The 17188-nt window shown below is 42.5% G+C and carries 17 protein-coding genes and 2 pseudogenes; 11 read left to right on the top strand and 8 right to left on the bottom strand.

What is annotated here, in order from left to right:
- The first annotated feature begins 34 nt into the window (after positions 1-34).
- Positions 35-274: a hypothetical protein gene (locus H6G86_RS31795; protein ID WP_190937670.1), complete on the top strand. Its 240-nt coding sequence runs from the start codon at positions 35-37 to the stop codon at positions 272-274.
- Between the two features lie 132 nt (positions 275-406).
- Here the strand turns inward: H6G86_RS31795 and H6G86_RS31790 are convergent, their stop codons facing one another.
- The 6 genes from H6G86_RS31790 to H6G86_RS31765 form a co-directional block, all read right to left on the bottom strand.
- Positions 407-727 (bottom strand): hypothetical protein, encoded by a 321-nt coding sequence (locus H6G86_RS31790; protein WP_242065074.1) that lies wholly within the window; start codon positions 725-727, stop codon positions 407-409.
- Between the two features lie 217 nt (positions 728-944).
- Positions 945-1718 (bottom strand): hypothetical protein, encoded by a 774-nt coding sequence (locus H6G86_RS31785; RefSeq protein ID WP_190937667.1) that lies wholly within the window; start codon positions 1716-1718, stop codon positions 945-947.
- Positions 1719-2134: 416 nt separating this feature from the next.
- Complete coding sequence (locus H6G86_RS31780) at positions 2135-2542, bottom strand: hypothetical protein (protein WP_114080353.1); 408 nt, start codon at positions 2540-2542, stop codon at positions 2135-2137.
- Between the two features lie 199 nt (positions 2543-2741).
- Positions 2742-3362, bottom strand: coding sequence for a J domain-containing protein (locus H6G86_RS31775; protein WP_114080124.1), 621 nt, complete (start codon positions 3360-3362; stop codon positions 2742-2744).
- Between the two features lie 265 nt (positions 3363-3627).
- The gene (locus H6G86_RS31770; protein WP_012407740.1) at positions 3628-4239 is read right to left on the bottom strand and encodes an ATP-dependent Clp protease proteolytic subunit; all 612 of its coding nucleotides are present in this window, start codon (positions 4237-4239) and stop codon (positions 3628-3630) included.
- Between the two features lie 104 nt (positions 4240-4343).
- The gene (locus H6G86_RS31765; RefSeq protein ID WP_012407741.1) at positions 4344-5006 is read right to left on the bottom strand and encodes an ATP-dependent Clp protease proteolytic subunit; all 663 of its coding nucleotides are present in this window, start codon (positions 5004-5006) and stop codon (positions 4344-4346) included.
- A gap of 238 nt (positions 5007-5244) precedes the next feature.
- Here H6G86_RS31765 and H6G86_RS31760 point away from each other — a divergent pair, with 238 nt between their 5' ends.
- From H6G86_RS31760 to H6G86_RS31740, 5 genes and pseudogenes are all read left to right on the top strand, one after another.
- The gene (locus H6G86_RS31760; protein ID WP_190937666.1) at positions 5245-6501 is read left to right on the top strand and encodes a vWA domain-containing protein; all 1257 of its coding nucleotides are present in this window, start codon (positions 5245-5247) and stop codon (positions 6499-6501) included.
- Positions 6498-7778, top strand: a complete 1281-nt coding sequence (locus H6G86_RS31755) for a vWA domain-containing protein (protein WP_190937665.1) — start codon at positions 6498-6500, stop codon at positions 7776-7778. Before H6G86_RS31760 ends, H6G86_RS31755 begins: the two co-directional genes overlap by 4 nt.
- 144 nt (positions 7779-7922) lie before the next feature.
- Positions 7923-8147 carry a hypothetical protein gene (locus H6G86_RS31750; RefSeq protein WP_190937664.1) on the top strand — a complete coding sequence of 75 codons (225 nt, stop codon included), beginning with the start codon at positions 7923-7925 and terminating at the stop codon, positions 8145-8147.
- Positions 8138-8539 (top strand): type II toxin-antitoxin system VapC family toxin, encoded by a 402-nt coding sequence (locus H6G86_RS31745; protein WP_190937663.1) that lies wholly within the window; start codon positions 8138-8140, stop codon positions 8537-8539. Before H6G86_RS31750 ends, H6G86_RS31745 begins: the two co-directional genes overlap by 10 nt.
- A 1-nt stretch (position 8540) precedes the next feature.
- Positions 8541-8825 (top strand): annotated as a pseudogene (locus tag H6G86_RS31740) (hypothetical protein); the annotation flags it as partial.
- Between the two features lie 17 nt (positions 8826-8842).
- Here the strand turns inward: H6G86_RS31740 and H6G86_RS39095 are convergent.
- A pseudogene (locus H6G86_RS39095) lies at positions 8843-8950 on the bottom strand (DUF433 domain-containing protein); the annotation flags it as partial.
- Positions 8951-9077: 127 nt separating this feature from the next.
- The gene (locus H6G86_RS31730; protein WP_242065073.1) at positions 9078-10460 is read right to left on the bottom strand and encodes an esterase-like activity of phytase family protein; all 1383 of its coding nucleotides are present in this window, start codon (positions 10458-10460) and stop codon (positions 9078-9080) included.
- A 348-nt stretch (positions 10461-10808) separates the two neighbouring features.
- On the opposite strand from H6G86_RS31730, the gene H6G86_RS31725 reads away from it, so the two are divergent.
- The 5 genes from H6G86_RS31725 (at position 10809) to gloA2 (ending at position 17173) form a co-directional block, all read left to right on the top strand.
- On the top strand, positions 10809-13832 hold the full coding sequence (locus tag H6G86_RS31725) for an alkaline phosphatase family protein (RefSeq protein WP_190937662.1): 3024 nt from the start codon (positions 10809-10811) through the stop codon (positions 13830-13832).
- A 124-nt stretch (positions 13833-13956) separates the two neighbouring features.
- Positions 13957-15621 carry an iron uptake porin gene (locus H6G86_RS31720; protein ID WP_190937661.1) on the top strand — a complete coding sequence of 555 codons (1665 nt, stop codon included), beginning with the start codon at positions 13957-13959 and terminating at the stop codon, positions 15619-15621.
- Between the two features lie 41 nt (positions 15622-15662).
- Positions 15663-16121 carry a hypothetical protein gene (locus tag H6G86_RS31715; protein ID WP_190937660.1) on the top strand — a complete coding sequence of 153 codons (459 nt, stop codon included), beginning with the start codon at positions 15663-15665 and terminating at the stop codon, positions 16119-16121.
- Positions 16122-16178: 57 nt separating this feature from the next.
- Positions 16179-16706, top strand: a complete 528-nt coding sequence (locus H6G86_RS31710) for a PEP-CTERM sorting domain-containing protein (RefSeq protein ID WP_190937659.1) — start codon at positions 16179-16181, stop codon at positions 16704-16706.
- Positions 16707-16786: 80 nt separating this feature from the next.
- Complete coding sequence (gene gloA2, locus H6G86_RS31705; protein WP_190937658.1) at positions 16787-17173, top strand: SMU1112c/YaeR family gloxylase I-like metalloprotein; 387 nt, start codon at positions 16787-16789, stop codon at positions 17171-17173.
- Positions 17174-17188 lie beyond the last annotated feature (15 nt).

Here is a 17188-nt window from a genome sequence, read left to right as displayed (position 1 = left end):
ATACCCTTAAACGGCTGCCCATATACCTGTTACCGTGGTAGATACATTATGTGTATTTACTTATCTTTACACAATTTGGTTTTTTCACCCTGTCCTACTTACACCGCGTAGCACTACAGGTAATAACCGTCCTTCTGGTTCTGGTTTTGGTGGCAGTACGTTGCGACCCTCTGGTAATTCCAGCACTACTAGACGCAATTCTGGCAGTGGTTTTGGTAGTGGACGTAGTACAGCACCCCGCCGCTCAAGTGGTTTTGGCAGCAGACGACGTTAGGAAATTTTCGATTTAATTAAGTAGACTGCCTAAGAAGTTAAAGTAATGTGTTGCATAAAGAAGCCGGAGGGTCACAAGTCAATCCTCCGGCTTCTCTTTATATCTATGCAATTTGTGATTAGAAATTATGAATTATTCGGTCAAATAATATGAAATACTAAATATAAATATTGCTAAGAGAACAGGAATCATTTTATTAAAGTCCATTTGCTTTTTTTGAACTATTTCTAAACAAGACATCGGAATCATCAGGGGCCAGAAGATAGTTGTTACCACAAACATCACAACCGATAAAAATTTATCTTCTGGAGTGGAAGCAGGATGACGTAGAGCAAATATTAACCAATTGATTAAAAAATAACATGTCATTAACAGATAACCGATAGTTAAAGTCAGTTGTATCTGATTCACCTTAAGTACTCCTGAAGTTATGTGAGCTTCACCAAACATCATCCGTACAAAGTTATAACATATTTGGTTTTCTTCCTTGCTCTGGAAAACCATAGTATCCTTATATACTAAATAAGTAAAATTTTTGTTATGTCAAACTTCTCTTGCTGTTTGTAGAGCTTCATTAACCCTCTATGAAGAAATTTTTTAAATTTTGGATGATGAATATTTATATAGCACGCTCCAAAATTTAAAATTTGGTTAGCTATGAGAGTAATAATTAAGCAGTCTTAAAAAATCGAATAATTTCGTGGACATGATCCAGAAATTGCCCGTCGGTGGAAAGTTGCGCGATCGCAGTTCGTGCTTCTCTTGCCAAACGCTCATGTTCAGTTTGATTTGTCGCCCGTAATTCCTCAAAATTAGCTGCAATCCGAGCTAAATCTCTGCGAGTCTCTTCGGCGAAGCGTTGTTGAGTTGCGGGTAATGAATAGGGTTGTTCTGGGTTGAGTTGATCTTCCAATAACTGGATTTTTTGTTCCAATATAGAGAAGCGATCGCGCAATTCAAAAATATCTTCGCGCGGATACTTCCATTCTTGGCGAATCATTGCTAACCGTGCATATAAATACTCATAAGCTCGAATAGCTGGACGCAGAATCGTTAATAACAAAGCTGCACCAGAACTTATATATCCCACCGTACTAATACCAGTGGCAGCAAGGGTATAAAGACCGACGGCTGAGAACAAGTGTAAAGCAATGGCAACCCAGAGCGATCGCTTTGCCAACGATGTGACATACTTCACTTGTTTCTCATCGACTGGAATTCCTTTCTCAGTTGATTGTGCTGCTTCTGCTAATACTTCTTTGGCTTGAAAATGCACATTCCACGGGACGGTAACAATTACCAACAGCCACCAAAAACTTGCACCACCAATCACCCAATCAAGAAAGTTACCAGCAGGGATGTGCAACCATTGCAGTAAGCCAAAAGCCGCTAGTACTACAACCACAATTCCAGCGATGGAACTAATGAAAAAGTTAATATACATCTTGCCCTGTCTCCGATGAAACCATCATCTCGATCATGACGATATCCCAGCAGTTATACGTAAATGCTTGTGATGGTTTTTCTATTTGCACACACTAGTTTTTGGATGATATAGCTACGCTAATAAGGTTGAGTCTCTTTGCTACCTTTTTCTTAGAAAGTTCCAACGGAGATGATTGTGATGGTTTTTCGAGTTGCACATATACAATAAATAAAATGAACCACTACTTAGAAACAAAGAAGAGAGAAATAATGCAATACTGCTTTGTAGAGTTTCAAGTAGATGATTCAACAAGATTCAAGCCTTAGTTGAATCCTTCGATTTTATAATTCTTGCAGAAGATGACGGTACAGGATACACAAAATTTAACCTGTAGTTTGGGAAAAGAGTGAGGCAATTCAAACCTTTCCCTGTCTCTATTGGATGAGATAACTACGCCAAATTGGTTGAGTATTTTTACTGCCCTTTTCTGGAATTAGCGATCGCCAAGTTTTACCTTCTTGCTGAATTTGCAAGTAAACATCAAAGGGTTGTTTTGGTTGCGTCAAGCGCCGTTTTGGTAGCTTGAGAATCAAGTCGTAGGTTCCCCGAACGTGGAAAGCCGGTAAATTTTCAATCGTTAGGGGTTGTTCTTGGGTAATTGATAGCCGCTTGATTTCAAATCCTTGAAAATCTAGATCCAACTGTTGGCTAAGTTTTTGTTGAGTTTGCTCTAGCCCAAGTGCGATCGCTTTTTGCACTAACTCGCTAGTCGGTAGCAATCCAATACTGCCACAAGCTGTAACTAGCATCAGCAATATTGCTGTCAAAACTAACCGCACTATGTTATTCACTGCCTAATCTGCTATTTTCTTCCTTATCAGTTTAACCGGACGGGTTGCTGCTTTTTCCGCGTCGAGTAACTTAGGAATTATGCAAACAATAGCCGAAAAATTTTAATTACAGATAAGGGCAATTTATGAATTGCCCCTGTTGTTAGAATTTGGTAACGAGATTTTGATTTTCAATAAATTTTGTAAATCTTTAAAAAATTTGTTCTAAGCGTTGGAAATCGCGTTGCACTTCATACCAGAGACTTTTATTATGGGGGTCTGTTTTCAAAGCTTTTTTGAGATAAATTCTGGCTTTGAGCAATTGGTTTTCAGAAATTAGCGCCCGTCCCCAAATTTGATAAGCGATCGCTTGCCATTGGCGAACTTCTGGATCTGTTGACAAACGATCTGCTAAAGCTTCCACCAGTGCGATCGCTTGCGGAAATCGTTTCTCTTGCAAAAATCGCTGCAATTGCTCATAAGTCTTCCACTTCAGCCGTTCTTCTATTTCCAACAGATTAGGCGGCTTTGCTTTCCCTGGTTGCTGGTTAACCACCGTTGTGACTGGTGTTTTCTGGCGCTGCGTTGTCTTAGCAGCATCACGCCCAGTTGACACCTGAGTTGAATGTGCAGCAGTTTCCTCTGGCAGTACTACCGTCAGCAGGAGTTTGTAAGCCTCTGTCAAGGCAATAAACTTATCTTTGGCTTTGTTGTCATCTGGGTTGATATCGGGATGATATTGCTGCGCCAATCGTCGATAAGACGCTTTGATATCAGCAAAAGAAGCTCCCGATCTTAAACCTAGCAAACGGTAGCAATCTCCAAGATCCATCTTGAGCTATGAGCTATCGAATATTTAGCTATCGGCTATTATCTGTCAGTATTCAGCTTTAAGCCTGGACTATTAATGATAAAGGCTAATTTTCTATTTTAAAGTTCAATGTTGACAGTTTGTTTGGGAATGGGCATTGGGCATTGGGCATTGGGCATTGGGCATTGAGGATTGGGAATTGGGAATTGGGTTATTAATTCTGCCCCCTGCCCTCTTCTCCCTGCCCTCTTCTCCCTGCTCCCTTGCCCCCTGCCCCCTGCCCCCCTTACTCGCCTGCTACTATAGAGGTTCGTTCTTCGATCACACGGTCAATTAAACCGTATTCTTTAGCCTCTTCAGCAGACATGAAAAAGTCACGATCCATATCTTTTTCAATTTTTGCTATGGTCTGACCGGTTTTATCGGCATAAATGCCATTAAGCTGGTGACGAATCCGCAGAATCTCTCTAGCTTCAATTTCGATGTCGGTTGCTTGTCCACGGGTGCCACCTGAAGGCTGGTGAATCATAATCCGTGAATGAGGCAATGCTAGGCGTTTACCTTTGGTGCCAGCAGCCAACAGGAAAGACCCCATTGAAGCAGCTAAACCAACGCAAATAGTCACTACATCTGATTTTATATGTTGCATGGTGTCAAAAATAGCCATGCCAGATGTAACCATTCCACCTGGGGAATTGATGTATAAATAAATATCTTTACCTGGATCATCTGAGTCCAGATAGAGCATTACAGCAATTATTTGATTGGCTATTTCATCATCAATATCTCGCCCCAAGAATATAATCCGTTCCCGGTAAAGGCGATCGTAGATGCTAATCCAATCTGTATATTGTCCACCGGGCATCCGGTAAGGAACTTTAGGAACGCCTATAGGCATAACTTACTCCGTTCTTAATAATTTGGGCGCGGTAGGAGAGTTAGAAATAACTCATAACTCCTAACTTAATAACTCAGCACTCAGCACTCAGCACTCAGCACTCACTAAAGGACACTGGCTGGGAGGGGGGGATTTGCGAGTTCTTCTTTCTCAAAAACTCGATCGATTAGACCGTATTCCTTCGCTTCGTAAGGTGTCAGATATAACAACCGATCCATGTCTTTAGTAATTTTTTCTCGGGGCTGCCCGGTAGTCTGATGTAAAATATCAACTAACGCGCCTTTGTTTACCAAAACTTCCCTTGCCCGAATTTGAATATCCGTTGCTTGACCTTGGGCGTAGCTCTTAGGCTGATGCAGGATAATCGAAGAGTGAGGCAAACTAGCGCGGCAACCTTTTGTCCCAGCACTGAGAAGCATGGCTGACATACCCATCGCGGAACCGACGCAGATGGTATGGATAGGAGGCTTGATATATCTCATGGTGTCATAGATGGCGAAGGCTTCGGTTTCAAAGCCAATGGGTTCGCCACTGTAACCAGATGTACCGGTGGAGTTGATATAGATTTTAATGGGCTTTTCTGGGTCATCGGATTGCAAAAACAGCAACTCAGCCACGATTAATTCCGTGACAGCAGGCACCAGTGGCATCCCAATATAGACAATTCGCTCCTTCAATAAGAGGGAAGGTAAATCTGGCGGTGGTGTCCGGTAAGAGCTATCGCCGTAATATGGGGCTTGAACAGCTTTGATTGGGGAAATGTCCATAGCAACTGATCGCCTGAAACTATGCCGTTAACTGTAATACATCCTAGCGCGATGCACGCTTCCCTCAAGGTGCGGATTTCTCCCTAATGCTTCAGGTGGCTTTGCATCTGCCAATGTTTGGCTTCTAAGATATTCTGATTATATTCATGTATTTGTGTTGGATAGGTTTTCCGTAGAGCTAAAGTGGTGCTTTGAAGTTATTTATTAATATGTATATCCTGAATAAGGACTTTAAGTTATGAAGGTTAGCTTGCAGCCTGCCTTGAATGATGGTAATTTAGACGCGAATCAACTGAACAGTCAACGTCAGTTGGGAATTTCGATTTCGGCGATCGCAGAGACTCAAGACCGCCATGTGCCCCTGAATTTGTGTTTAATTCTGGATCACAGTGGTTCTATGAACGGGCGATCGCTAGAAACGGTGAAAAAAGCAGCGAATCGTCTGGTAGATAGACTTAATCCTGGCGATCGCCTCAGTGTTGTAGTTTTCGATCACCGTGCCAAAGTTTTAGTACCTAGTCAAAGCGTCGAAGATCCAGAAAAAATCAAAAATCAAATTAACCGCCTAGCCGCCGATGGTGGGACTGCGATTGATGAAGGATTACGCTTGGGGATTGAGGAGTTGGCGAAGGGAAAAAAAGATACTGTTTCCCAAGCCTTCTTATTAACCGATGGGGAAAATGAACATGGTGATAATAATCGCTGTTTGAAATTTGCCCAATTAGCTGCTAGCTATAATTTGACTTTGAACACTCTGGGCTTTGGTGACAACTGGAACCAAGATGTTTTAGAAAAAATTGCTGATGCTGGTTTAGGGACTTTATCTTACATTCAAAAGCCGGAAGAGGCAGTGGATGAGTTTAATCGCCTGTTTAGCCGCATTCAAACAGTGGGATTGACTAATGCTTATCTGTTATTGTCTCTGATGCCCCATGTCCGGTTAGCGGAACTTAAACCCATTGCTCAAGTTTCCCCAGACACAATTGAGTTACCACTGCAACAAGAAGCTGATGGACGTTTCGCTGTGCGGTTGGGAGATTTAATGAAAGATGCAGAACGGATAATCTTAGCTAATATTTATTTGGGACAATTGCCAGCAGGTGAACAAGCGATCGCTAACGTGCAAGTCCGCTACGACGATCCAGCCGCCAACAAGGTAGGTTTAGTTACACCAAATATCCCAGTTTATGCCCATGTAGTGAGAAACTACCAAGCAGATCCGAATCCCCAAGTACAGCAGTCTATTTTGGCATTAGCTAAATATCGCCAAACCCAGCTAGCCGAAACGAAATTGCAACAGGGCGATCGCTCTGGTGCAGCCACAATGTTACAAACGGCTGCTAAAACTGCACTGCAAATGGGAGATACTGGGGCAGCGACGGTGTTGCAAACTTCTGCCACTCAGCTACAATCTGGTGGAGATTTATCTGAAAGCGATCGCAAGAAAACCAGAATTGTCTCCAAAACAGTTTTGCAAGATACCCCTCCTCAATGAAAGTTAAATTGCTCTCGGCGTTAAATGACAATAATGTTGATGTGGCTCAAACAAGTAGCCAACGTCAACTAGCAATGACGATTTTTGCGATCGCTGGTGAGTTTGACCAAAATCTGCCCCTTAACCTCTGCCTGATTCTGGATAGAAGTGGTTCTATGCATGGACAACCGATTAAAACGGTGATTCAGGCGGTGGAAGGATTAATAGATCGGTTGAAAGTTGGCGATCGCATCTCAGTTGTGGCTTTTTCCGGTTCTGCGGAAGTCATTATCCCCAACCAAGCGATCGAAGACCCCGAAAGCATCAAATCCCAAATAAAAAGTAAACTCAGCGCTAGTGGCGGCACTGCGATCGCCGAGGGTTTGGAACTGGGAATTACAGAACTGATGAAGGGTACAAGAGGAGCTGTTTCCCAGGCGTTTCTGCTGACGGATGGGCATGGTGAAAGCAGTTTGCGGATTTGGAAGTGGGATATCGGGCGAGATGACAATAAGCGCTGTGTCAAACTGGCGCAAAAAGCTGCCAAACTGAACCTAACTATCAACACTTTCGGATTTGGCAATAGCTGGAATCAAGATTTGCTAGAAAAAATTGCCGATGTCGGTGGTGGTACTCTAGCTCATATTGAACATCCTGAACAAGCTGTGGAGCAATTTAGCCGACTATTTGGAAGGATTCAGTCAATTGGGCTAACTAATGCCTACTTGCTGTTATCTCTAGTGCCAAATGTCCGATTAGCAGAATTGAAGCCCATTGCCCAAGTTGCCCCAGACACAATCGAGTTACCAGTGGAACGAGAAGCTGATGGTAGCTTTGCTGTACGTTTGGGAGATTTGATGCAGGATGTAGAACGGGTAGTTTTGGCGAATATTTATCTGGGACAATTGCCAGAGGGGAAACAGGTGATCGGGCATCTGCAAATTCGCTATGATGACCCGTTAGTTAACCAAGAAGGGTTACTTTCGCCCCTGGTGCCGGTGTATGCAGATGTGGTGCGGGCATATCAACCGGCTTCTAATCCCCAGGTACAGCAGTCTATTTTGGCATTAGCTAAGTATCGCCAAACCCAGTTAGCCGAGGCGAAATTACTACAAGGCGATCGCACTGGTGCAGCCACGATGTTGCAAACAGCAGCTAAAACCGCTTTACAAATTGGAGATAAAAGTGCAGCGACAGTGTTGCAAAGTTCCGCCACTCGCCTGCAAGCTGGGGAAGAACTTTCCGAAGCAGACTTGAAGAAGACTAGAATTGCATCAAAAACCGTTTTACAGGAATAGTAAAAATCCAGCGTTGCTGATTAACGGCATAAAAGTTTCGCGCCAAGGCGCAAAGCGAGAAAAAATATTTTATTCCTCAATTGAGCAACAAAGTAGTCGCATATTCCTAACTTATTGATTAACAACCAGCGAAGAGTTTGACTTATGCTGATCCAGAAGATTGTCCAAGAATTGCAAGACATCCCTGAAGACAAACTAGCAGAAATTTATGACCTAATTCACTACTTTCGGCTAGGTTTAAGTCAAGAACATACACAACCTCTTGCGGTGAGCGAAGTCGAACCGCGCACCCCTGGTTTATTGAAAGGAAAACTCGGCGATGCTTTCTTTGAAACACTGCCAGAAGAAGAACTTCAGCAATGGGAATGAGCTATCTCATCGACACCCATATTCTGCAGTGGTGGCTCTTTGACGATCCAAAACTCCACACTGACTGCCGAGACATCATTCGCAACCCAGATCATTGGATTATTGTCAGCAGTGCTTCTGCTTGGGAAATTGCCACCAAATACCGTATGGGTAAACTACCAGAAGCCAAACAACTTGTTGAGCAATATTCACAGATATTGCATCAGGCTAAATTTATCGAACTTGCGATCGCCACAGCCCATGCACTCAGAGCAGGAAGCCTACCGATCGCCCACCGAGACCCCTTTGATCGTATGATCATGGCTCAGGCTGAACTCGAAAGCTTACTTGTCATCTCCTACGACAAAGCTTTCCAGACTGAACTGATTCAGGTAATTCCTGACCTCAAGTAAAGCAAAGTATCGCCAAACCCAGTTAGCCGAGGCGAAATTGCTACAAGGCGATCGCACCGGTGCAGCAACGATGTTGCAAACAGTAGCTAAAACCGCTTTGCAAATCGGAGATAAAGTTGCTGCGACAGTGTTGCAAAGTTCCGCCACTCGCCTGCAAGCTGGAGAAGAACTTTCTGAAGCAGACCTCAAGAAAACTAGAATTGTATCAAAGACCGTTTTACAGGAATATTTAATTGACAATATCTGCAAATGTTTAGCTAGTTCAATGATGCGATCGTCCAAGTAAGATGATGCAAAAATTAAGGCTTGCTGAATATCTTCATCTTCTAATTCGGGAAACTCCTGGCACAGTTCTTCTCGATTAGGGTAGGTAGTTAATAACTCAATTACCCGACGAAAACTAGTGAACAAGATTACAGCGATTTTCAGATGAAGAGTGCTGAGTTTAAAATGCCTCGGCTTAGTTTCAAAGTTTGTAGAGTAGGTGTCTTGCCTACTCTAGCAACTCATAGCGATCGCTATTCAACCGAACTGAATATCAATCTTCTCCTTTGATATCCTGGGGCACGAAACCTGGTAGGTCAGTGGTGTCAACCGCAAAAACGAAAAATTTGTTTGGGTTGTAAATACCTGGCGCTATAGTACCAACGAAGTCGTTGTCATTGGCAATAAACAACGTATGCTTTTTCACACCGTTAATAACCACGTCTTCTCCGAAGGCTAAACCTTCAAGCTTGGCCGGAATTTCCTCTTCTTTGAAGCCGTTTTTAATTAGCGCAGTCACCACATCAAGGAACAGGGTTTTGCTAACCGCCTTGCCAACAAGGTTGCTTTCCCCAGTGATATTGCTTACTTCTTGAGCATTTGTCAGATCGATGTGATAGATTTTCTTGAAGGCAGCCTTGGAGCCGTCGCCAAAGCCCTTGCCATCGCGTTCATCTACTAAGAATTCGCGATCACTGATTGCCAAAATCTCGCTGACGGTGGGATACTTCGGTTTAGCCACCGTACCAATATTATCTAGCTGATAGGCGTATTCCTGGGTGGCACCTGTTTCGATGTCAATCTTGACGATTCTGGTATAAGCACCATTAGTACCACCGTCTTGAAGGAGTGGACTCTGCAAAATTCCAATCAGGGTTTTACCGTTGGGAGTAATTGCAAGTCCTTCCATGCCTTTGTTCGCAACCCTACCAGACGTGTTGCCACTAATCTCTGTATCACTAACGGGACTTAAGTTGCTGACTGCAAACTTGCTAGGTAGATTAAAGACCCTAAGCCGCTTACCTGTATTGCGGTTAAATTGATATACATAAGGGCCATATTCATCAGAGATAAATATCTCCTTGCCATTATTGGATACACGCACCCCTTCAGGGTCGAAACGGGCATTGTTGGGATCTGTCGAGATTTGAGTGGGGTTGAAGTTGTCTGAGCGTCCAGTGAAATAGTTTTTATTCTTGGTATTCAAAGCTGGGACACCACTGCCTAAACCCAATCCCGCACCATTACCGTAGTAAAGAGGCTCATTGCTGAATAGCAGAGTCGTGTCAATTAAGGAAGGGGTAAGGGTGAAGGGTAACGCTGAACCAAGTTTGCTTGGTTCAAGTTTCACTTTGATAGTTTGGAAGCGGTTGATATAAGATGCTGTGTCACTGACAGCGCTGTTGTATGAAAGAGCATTTGGGCCTCGGTCTGGAATAGCGATAAAGGTGTTACAGCCAGCGTAGGCCAATCCCGACCCTAAACCACCCAATAGGTTGCCCGGAACGCCGTTTTCAAGGGGAGCAGATGTTTTGTTGGAGCGATCGCTAATATTACCATCTAGACTCCCAATTGCAATTAATTTAACCTCTGCATTGGCGGCAGGAGCCACAGCAAATAACGCCAACAAGGACAAAATTAGACTTTTGTTGAGCATATCAGTTCTATATTCTAGAAGACAGTATTTATTGAGGAATATTGCCAGTTTTTGTACTTTTACTAGTATCTATTTTTCATGGTTAAGCAAAAATTAAGCTGAGATTAAGCAAAGGTTATTGAAGCCCAGATAAAAACCCTCAGTAGTAGTATTCTCAATCTGCTAGCGAGACAGAAAAACCACACAAAAGCATAGGATTTAACGGTAACTGAATAGGAAATAAAGGGTTTAAAAAACTTAACTAAATACGACTTGCTAGTACCAAAACATAACCAAAAATTACTGATGGCTTAACTATTGACTATCAATATTTTTATTTGATGGTTATCCTAATTATAGAAAAATTGCATGAAACCTAGCAAAAATCAAGGGTATCTATTAAGTCTTTTGTTTCTAAGTACCTTGAGTGCAAATATACAATCAGTTAGCGCTCGAACTACCAGCCCCGTTGGTAACTTACAGGGTGGGGCAGCTTTATTACCCACAGGTCAAACTATTACACCCGCAGCAGCACCAGGTTCAACGTTTGCACCTTTAGCAACTGGTTTGCGTACAGATGATAATGCTGATGCGGCTGAAGCAGTAAGCACAGCCCTCAGCCCTGATGGAAAAACTTTACTGGTGCTTACCAGTGGCTATAATCAAAACTTCAAAAATGAAAACACGGGCAGTACTTTCACCTATCCTGTATTAGACCCACAAACTGGCAAGTCAAGTAGTACAACAACTCCAAAAGCAGAATGGGTTTTTGTCTATGATGTCAGTAGCGGGAAGTTGGTTAAAAGGCAACAGATTAATATTCCGAATACCTATAACGGTTTAGCTTGGGCCAAAGACGGCTCGCGCTTCTTTGTATCAGGTGGGATTGACGATCGCGTCTATGTTTATGCCTCTAATGGCAGCCAATACATACCAGATGCTCCCTTTATTTTACTAGGTCACAATTCTAACCAAACTGACCCGTTTCCTAAATATGATGGTGGTTTGTTAAAGGATACGCCAGCGAAGGCTGTGGCAACAGGAGCAGTTGTAGCGGGTATTGCCGTTAGTAAGGATGGCAAAACCTTAGTGACTGCAAACTTTGAGAATGACTCAATATCAATCATTGATACTACTACCCGTAAGGTAACTAAAGAAATTAAGTTCTTTAGACCAGGCGATAAAATAGCAACCGGGGAATTTCCTTTTGATGTAGCCATTAAGAGTGCAGAAAACGGTCAAGCAGCTAAAGTCTTCATTAGTAGCCAGCGCGACAACGAAGTCCTTGCCGTTGACATTACTTCTGGACAAATTACCCGTATACCAATAGGTAGCCAACCAAATAAAGTACTGCTCTCGTCTAGCCAAAATCGACTGTATGTAGCTAATGGTAATGATGACTCGATTTCAGTCATTGATACAAATAACAATCGGGTTATTCAAACCATCTCTTTGTCTCGCCCTGGTGAGAAATATAAAGGTGCAAATCCTAACTCTTTAACCCTCAGTCCAGATGGACGAACACTTTACGTTACTCTAGGGGGCGAGAATGCGATCGCTGTTGTGGACTTACAAGGTGGTAGAGTAAATGGACGCATCCCCACTGGCTGGTATCCCAATTCTGTAAGCATCAGTCAAGATGGTCAAAGACTTTACGTTGTCAATGCCAAGAGTAATTCTGGCCCCAACCCGGCAGGAAACCGGACAACACCTGCGGGACTAGCACGCAATACTAATTTTAAAAATGAGTACAACTGGGCTTTAGAAAAAGCTGGTATCTCAATTATTCCAGTGCCAAAGGGTGCGACTCTGGGTACACTTTCGGCGCAAGTGGATAAAAATAATGGTTTCTACAATCGCCGTCCTGACCGGACGATGAGGTATTTACAAGGCAAAATTAAGCACGTTATCTACATAGTTAAAGAAAACCGTACTTATGACCAGGTACTTGGTGACTTGCCCCTTGGTAATGGCGACCCAACACTTACCTTGTTTCCCAACAATATTTCACCAAACCATCACAAGCTATCCTTTGGCTTCGCAACTTTTGATAACTTCTACGACAGTGGCGAATCGAGTGGAGTTGGTTGGAGTTGGTCTACTTTTGCCCGAACGACAGATTACACCGAAAAAACTCAATCAGTTCTCTACGGTAATGCCGGATTTAATGGTTTGACTTACGATTACGAAGGTACTAATCGCAACATCAGCCTTGCTCTACCACAAACTTCTTCTAATGCCTCTCCAGTTAATACGCGTCTGACAGGGATTTTAGATCGTTCTGGTGGGTCTTCAATATTGCCCGGAGACAGAGATGTTAATGCCCCTGAAGGAGACGGTGACTTAGGAATTAATGTCATTGGTGGCTATCTTTGGGATGCAGCACTGCGTGCTGGTAAGACTGTACGTAATTACGGCTTCCTAGTTGACAATGGCGCTCCCTACATTACTAGTCAACCCGATCCTACTAAACCCGATCCTCAAAACCCGGCTTATATCCCTATTTCCCCAACCCCCTACGCTGACAAGATTCCCCAAGCTCCCGTTACTAAAACTGTATTGTTGGATAAAACTGATCCTTACTTCCGCTCATTCGACATGAATAATCCAGATATTTATCTGTACAACGAATGGGAAAGGGACATTGAGCAGAATGGACTGCCTAACTTAATGCTTGTGCGTCTGCCTCACGATCATTTTGGCTCCTTTGGCACTGCTCTGGCCGGACTAAATACTCCTGAACTGCAAATGGCAGATAATGACTATGCTATTGGCAAATTGGTAGAGAAAATTTCCCGGATGCCGGAGTGGAAAGAAACGGCAATTTTCATCATTGAAGATGATTCCCAAAATGGGCCAGATCACGTTGATTCCCACCGTTCTTTAGCCTACATTATTTCGCCTTATACAAAACGGGGTGCGCTCGTCAGCACTAATTACAACACCATTAGTGTATTGCGGACAATGGAGGATTTGTTAAATATTGGCTATTTGGCAATTACTGATGCTAATGCTGAACCAATGTCAGATGCTTTCACTAGAGAACCTAACTTTGAACCTTACACAGCTATTGTGCCAGGTAACTTGTGTGCCAATCCTGTAGATCCAAAACTAGTACCAGCTTGCCAAGATCGCAATGTTGAAAAGACAGCAGCTATGCCGATTTTAAATCCTAAAAAATGGTGGGCTGCTATGACCAAAGACTTCAATTTTGTAGGTGAAGATAAGCTTGATACAGAAGAATTCAACGAAATTCTTTGGGCAGGAATTAAGGGCGATGGCATTCCTTATCCTGAAGAACGTAACCGTAAAGACTTGCGGCAAAATCGCGCTCAATTGCTAAAGCATTGGGAATTAAGTCAAAGAGATAACTCTACTGAAGCGAAGAAGTAAGTATTAGAGGTTGGATATAAAGACGTAGCACTGCTACGTCTCTAACAAGGATTTTAATAGGTCAATTTTCGTGTGATTGCCTGTTTTTGCAATTGATAATAAATGGTGTGAGGATAACAGAAAAATGATCAAAATGTTTTGGGAGTGGTTGCCGATTTGTCCAGTGATTTTGGGGCTATTCTCGGTACTCACTACCACAACTGGGGCGATTGTTGCGGCGGGCGATGCCAACGCACTTCCAGCCAAAACGGGAACTGTTCAAGAATCAGCAGAACAGGTAACATCTGTTTCTCAACTGTCGGATGTACAGCCAACAGATTGGGCATTCGGTGCATTGCAATCTTTGGTGGAGCGTTATGGGTGTATTGCAGGTTATCCTAATGCAACTTATCGCGGTAATCGGGCTTTAACTCGTTACGAATTTGCGGCTGGAATTAATGCCTGCTTAGAAAGGGTAAATGAACTAATTGCAACTGCAACAACTGACATAGTTAAGAAAGAAGATTTAACAACCCTGCAAAAATTACAAGAACAGTTTGCGGCGGAATTGACTACTTTGCTGGGTCGAGTGGATGCTTTAGAACCTTACCTGGAAACCCTGGAAAAACAGCAGTTCTCAACCACGACAAAACTTCATGGTGAGGCCATTTTTGCCATATCAGGGTTTGCATCTGGGCAAGATGCCGATAATGCTGATATTCCGAGAAGCACGACTTTTGGCGATCGCGTCCGCCTCAACTTTGACACCAGTTTCACTGGACAAGACTTACTCCGAGTTCGCTTACAAGCCCTCAACCTCAATTACTTCTCTAGTGAAGGTGGTACTGGAACTAGATTACCAGAAGGGACTCTAGCTTTTAATGGAGAAATTGGGGATGAAGATCCTGAAAATAATCAAGTTGGAGTTGAGACACTGTATTACAGATTTTCCCTAGGCAAAAAAACCGAAGTTACTTTTTTTGCCAACGAAGGGGAAGTTGAAGATTTTGTGGATACAATCAACCCCTTTTTGGATGGGGATGAGGGAGCCAGTGGTGCTTTATCCAAGTTTGGCAGTCGGAACTCAGTTTACTACTTTGTACCGGCTGGAGCCGGAGTTGGGTTGAGACATCGCCTCTCTGACCAGTTGGAGTTGAGTTTGGGATATTTGTCTAGTACAGCATCCAACCCCAACACTAACAGAGGTTTATTCAATGGTTCTTATGGTGCGATCGCTCAATTGACTTTCCAACCCAGCGATCGCCTCAGTATCGGTTTAACTTACGTCAACGCCTACAATAACCAGGGTGAGGATTTGGCAATCCCAGGTACTGGTAGCCAAAAGGCTAACTTGGGCTTAGTTACTGATTCGCCGACTTCCACCAACGCTTACGGCTTGGAAGCATCCTATCAAGTCAATTCCGGCTTTTTGATTAATGCTTGGGCTGGCTTTGCCAAAACCCGCGTTTTGGGCGTAGGAGATGCCGATATTTGGAACTATGCAGTTGCTTTAGCTTTCCCGGATTTGGGTAAAAAAGGCAATCTGGCGGGGCTGATTGTGGGTATGGAACCGAGAGTTACCAGTGCTAATGGGGCGATCGCTAATGTATTTACGGAGATAGTTGCACCGCAAAACCGCGACTCTGCTCAAGACAGAAATACCTCTTTACACATTGAGGGTTTTTACAGCTATGCAGTTTCAGACAATATTACCATTACCCCTGGTTTAATTTGGCTGACTGCTCCCAACCATGACGATCAAAACAGTGATGCTGTACTGGGAGTTATTAGAACTACCTTTACCTTCTAAATTCTGCTGTGGTTTTATTCAAGATAATTGAAGGATTTGTTATGCACAAAATACGATTTAGTTCCATCTTTTTCAGATATAGTCTGACCTCTGTCATATTATTAACAACACTTTCTACTGGGTTAATTCGCCCAGTCAAAACACTGGCTGAATGTGCCCCTGGTACTAGTAATTGCGAGAAGAAAACAGATAATTCTTCTTGTGATTCTAGAAATACATACAACTTGGTTGCAGACACCACAAGAGTGCGGAGAATTAAGATTTCTTGGGATGTATGTCAAAAAAATGATTTTTATCAAGTAACTTGGGGCGACGATAAAGATGATATGACGCAAATCGATGACCCAACAGCACGTAGTTGGACTTATACCGGAGCCAGGGATCTTGTTAAGTACACCTTTAAAGTCCGTGGGTGCAATGCTCCCATGACCAAAGATACTGCTCAAGAACCAGATTGTACCCCTTGGACAGAATTACTTGTAACAACACCTGATTGGTAACTCTTGCTGGTTGTTTCTAGAGATCACTTACACAAATCTATTTTGAGGATAATCGATATGAAATTGTTTCCACAATTAGCGATCGCTACTAGTCTTATTTTTGGTTTGGCTACCTTAAGCACTAAATCCGCATCGGCTGCAATTGTTAATTATGCTTTCAGTGTTGATAGTTCTACAGCTAAGGGGAACGGTTTATTTAGCTTTGATGACTCAACTTTCAGTAATGATAATTTTCCAGTAGCACCACTTCAGTCCCTAACTTTTCAATTCGATAATGACCCCAATATTTATACTGCCAAGGATGATATTGAATATCCAGATTATCCCGTTGCATTTACAACTGTATCCTTAGCCGATAACGCACCTATTGGATTGCTGTACAGCTTCCTCGACAAAGTTAATCCTTCTAAAAGTTACGAAATTTCTGGAACATCATTTTCCGTATCCTCCGAAACTCTCAATTCTGGTACAGTTTCTTATCGAAAAGTACCGGAGCCTAGTACTTTAGATAGCACACTTCTGATTGGCAGTATTGGCTTATTCCTGAAAAGAAAGGTAAGATCAATTAAAAAGATTAAAGCTTAACCTCAACTTCAGAGGGTGTAATGTCGTTGTGTCGCAACTGCATACACTCTCTTAAGAATTTTATAAAAAACAAAATATCCATGAAAATTACTGACATTCATCATATAGCTATTATTTGTTCTGACTACGAGCGCTCTAAAAGTTTTTATGTCGAGACATTAGGATTTTCGATTATTCAAGAGACTTTTCGTGCCGAAAGAAATTCTTATAAATTAGATTTAAAAGTTGGAGAAAATGGTCAGATAGAGTTATTCTCTTTTCACAATCCGCCGCAACGATTTAGTAGTCCAGAAGCTTGTGGTTTGAGACATCTTGCTTTTAAAGTTGATAATATTGACGAAACTGTTTTTTACTTAAACTCTCAAGGTATAGAAACAGAAAATATTAGAATTGACGAAATCACAGGTAAAAAATTTACTTTTTTTAAAGATCCAGATAATTTGCCGTTAGAAATTTATGAAAATTAGAGGATATAAAATTTT

It is taken from the genome of Nostoc sp. FACHB-133, from assembly GCF_014698055.1.
Classification (GTDB): Bacteria; Cyanobacteriota; Cyanobacteriia; order Cyanobacteriales; family Nostocaceae; genus Nostoc.
Note: the sequence above shows the minus strand (reverse complement) of the source record. Positions and strands in the feature narration are given on the sequence as shown.

Bases quoted from the DNA above. Each gene is read 5' to 3' on its own strand.
- H6G86_RS31755 (WP_190937665.1), top strand. From the start codon at position 6,498: ATGAAAGTTAAATTGCTCTCGGCGTTAAATGACAATAATGTTGATGTG.
- H6G86_RS31770 (WP_012407740.1), bottom strand. From the start codon at position 4,239: ATGCCTATAGGCGTTCCTAAAGTTCCTTACCGGATGCCCGGTGGACAA.
- H6G86_RS31750 (WP_190937664.1), top strand. From the start codon at position 7,923: ATGCTGATCCAGAAGATTGTCCAAGAATTGCAAGACATCCCTGAAGAC.
- H6G86_RS31720 (WP_190937661.1), top strand. From the start codon at position 13,957: ATGATCAAAATGTTTTGGGAGTGGTTGCCGATTTGTCCAGTGATTTTG.
- H6G86_RS31760 (WP_190937666.1), top strand. From the start codon at position 5,245: ATGAAGGTTAGCTTGCAGCCTGCCTTGAATGATGGTAATTTAGACGCG.
- gloA2 (WP_190937658.1), top strand. From the start codon at position 16,787: ATGAAAATTACTGACATTCATCATATAGCTATTATTTGTTCTGACTAC.
- H6G86_RS31710 (WP_190937659.1), top strand. From the start codon at position 16,179: ATGAAATTGTTTCCACAATTAGCGATCGCTACTAGTCTTATTTTTGGT.
- H6G86_RS31790 (WP_242065074.1), bottom strand. From the start codon at position 727: ATGATGTTTGGTGAAGCTCACATAACTTCAGGAGTACTTAAGGTGAAT.
- H6G86_RS31725 (WP_190937662.1), top strand. From the start codon at position 10,809: ATGAAACCTAGCAAAAATCAAGGGTATCTATTAAGTCTTTTGTTTCTA.
- H6G86_RS31745 (WP_190937663.1), top strand. From the start codon at position 8,138: ATGGGAATGAGCTATCTCATCGACACCCATATTCTGCAGTGGTGGCTC.
- H6G86_RS31775 (WP_114080124.1), bottom strand. From the start codon at position 3,362: ATGGATCTTGGAGATTGCTACCGTTTGCTAGGTTTAAGATCGGGAGCT.
- H6G86_RS31715 (WP_190937660.1), top strand. From the start codon at position 15,663: ATGCACAAAATACGATTTAGTTCCATCTTTTTCAGATATAGTCTGACC.
- H6G86_RS31785 (WP_190937667.1), bottom strand. From the start codon at position 1,718: ATGTATATTAACTTTTTCATTAGTTCCATCGCTGGAATTGTGGTTGTA.
- H6G86_RS31765 (WP_012407741.1), bottom strand. From the start codon at position 5,006: ATGGACATTTCCCCAATCAAAGCTGTTCAAGCCCCATATTACGGCGAT.
- H6G86_RS31730 (WP_242065073.1), bottom strand. From the start codon at position 10,460: ATGCTCAACAAAAGTCTAATTTTGTCCTTGTTGGCGTTATTTGCTGTG.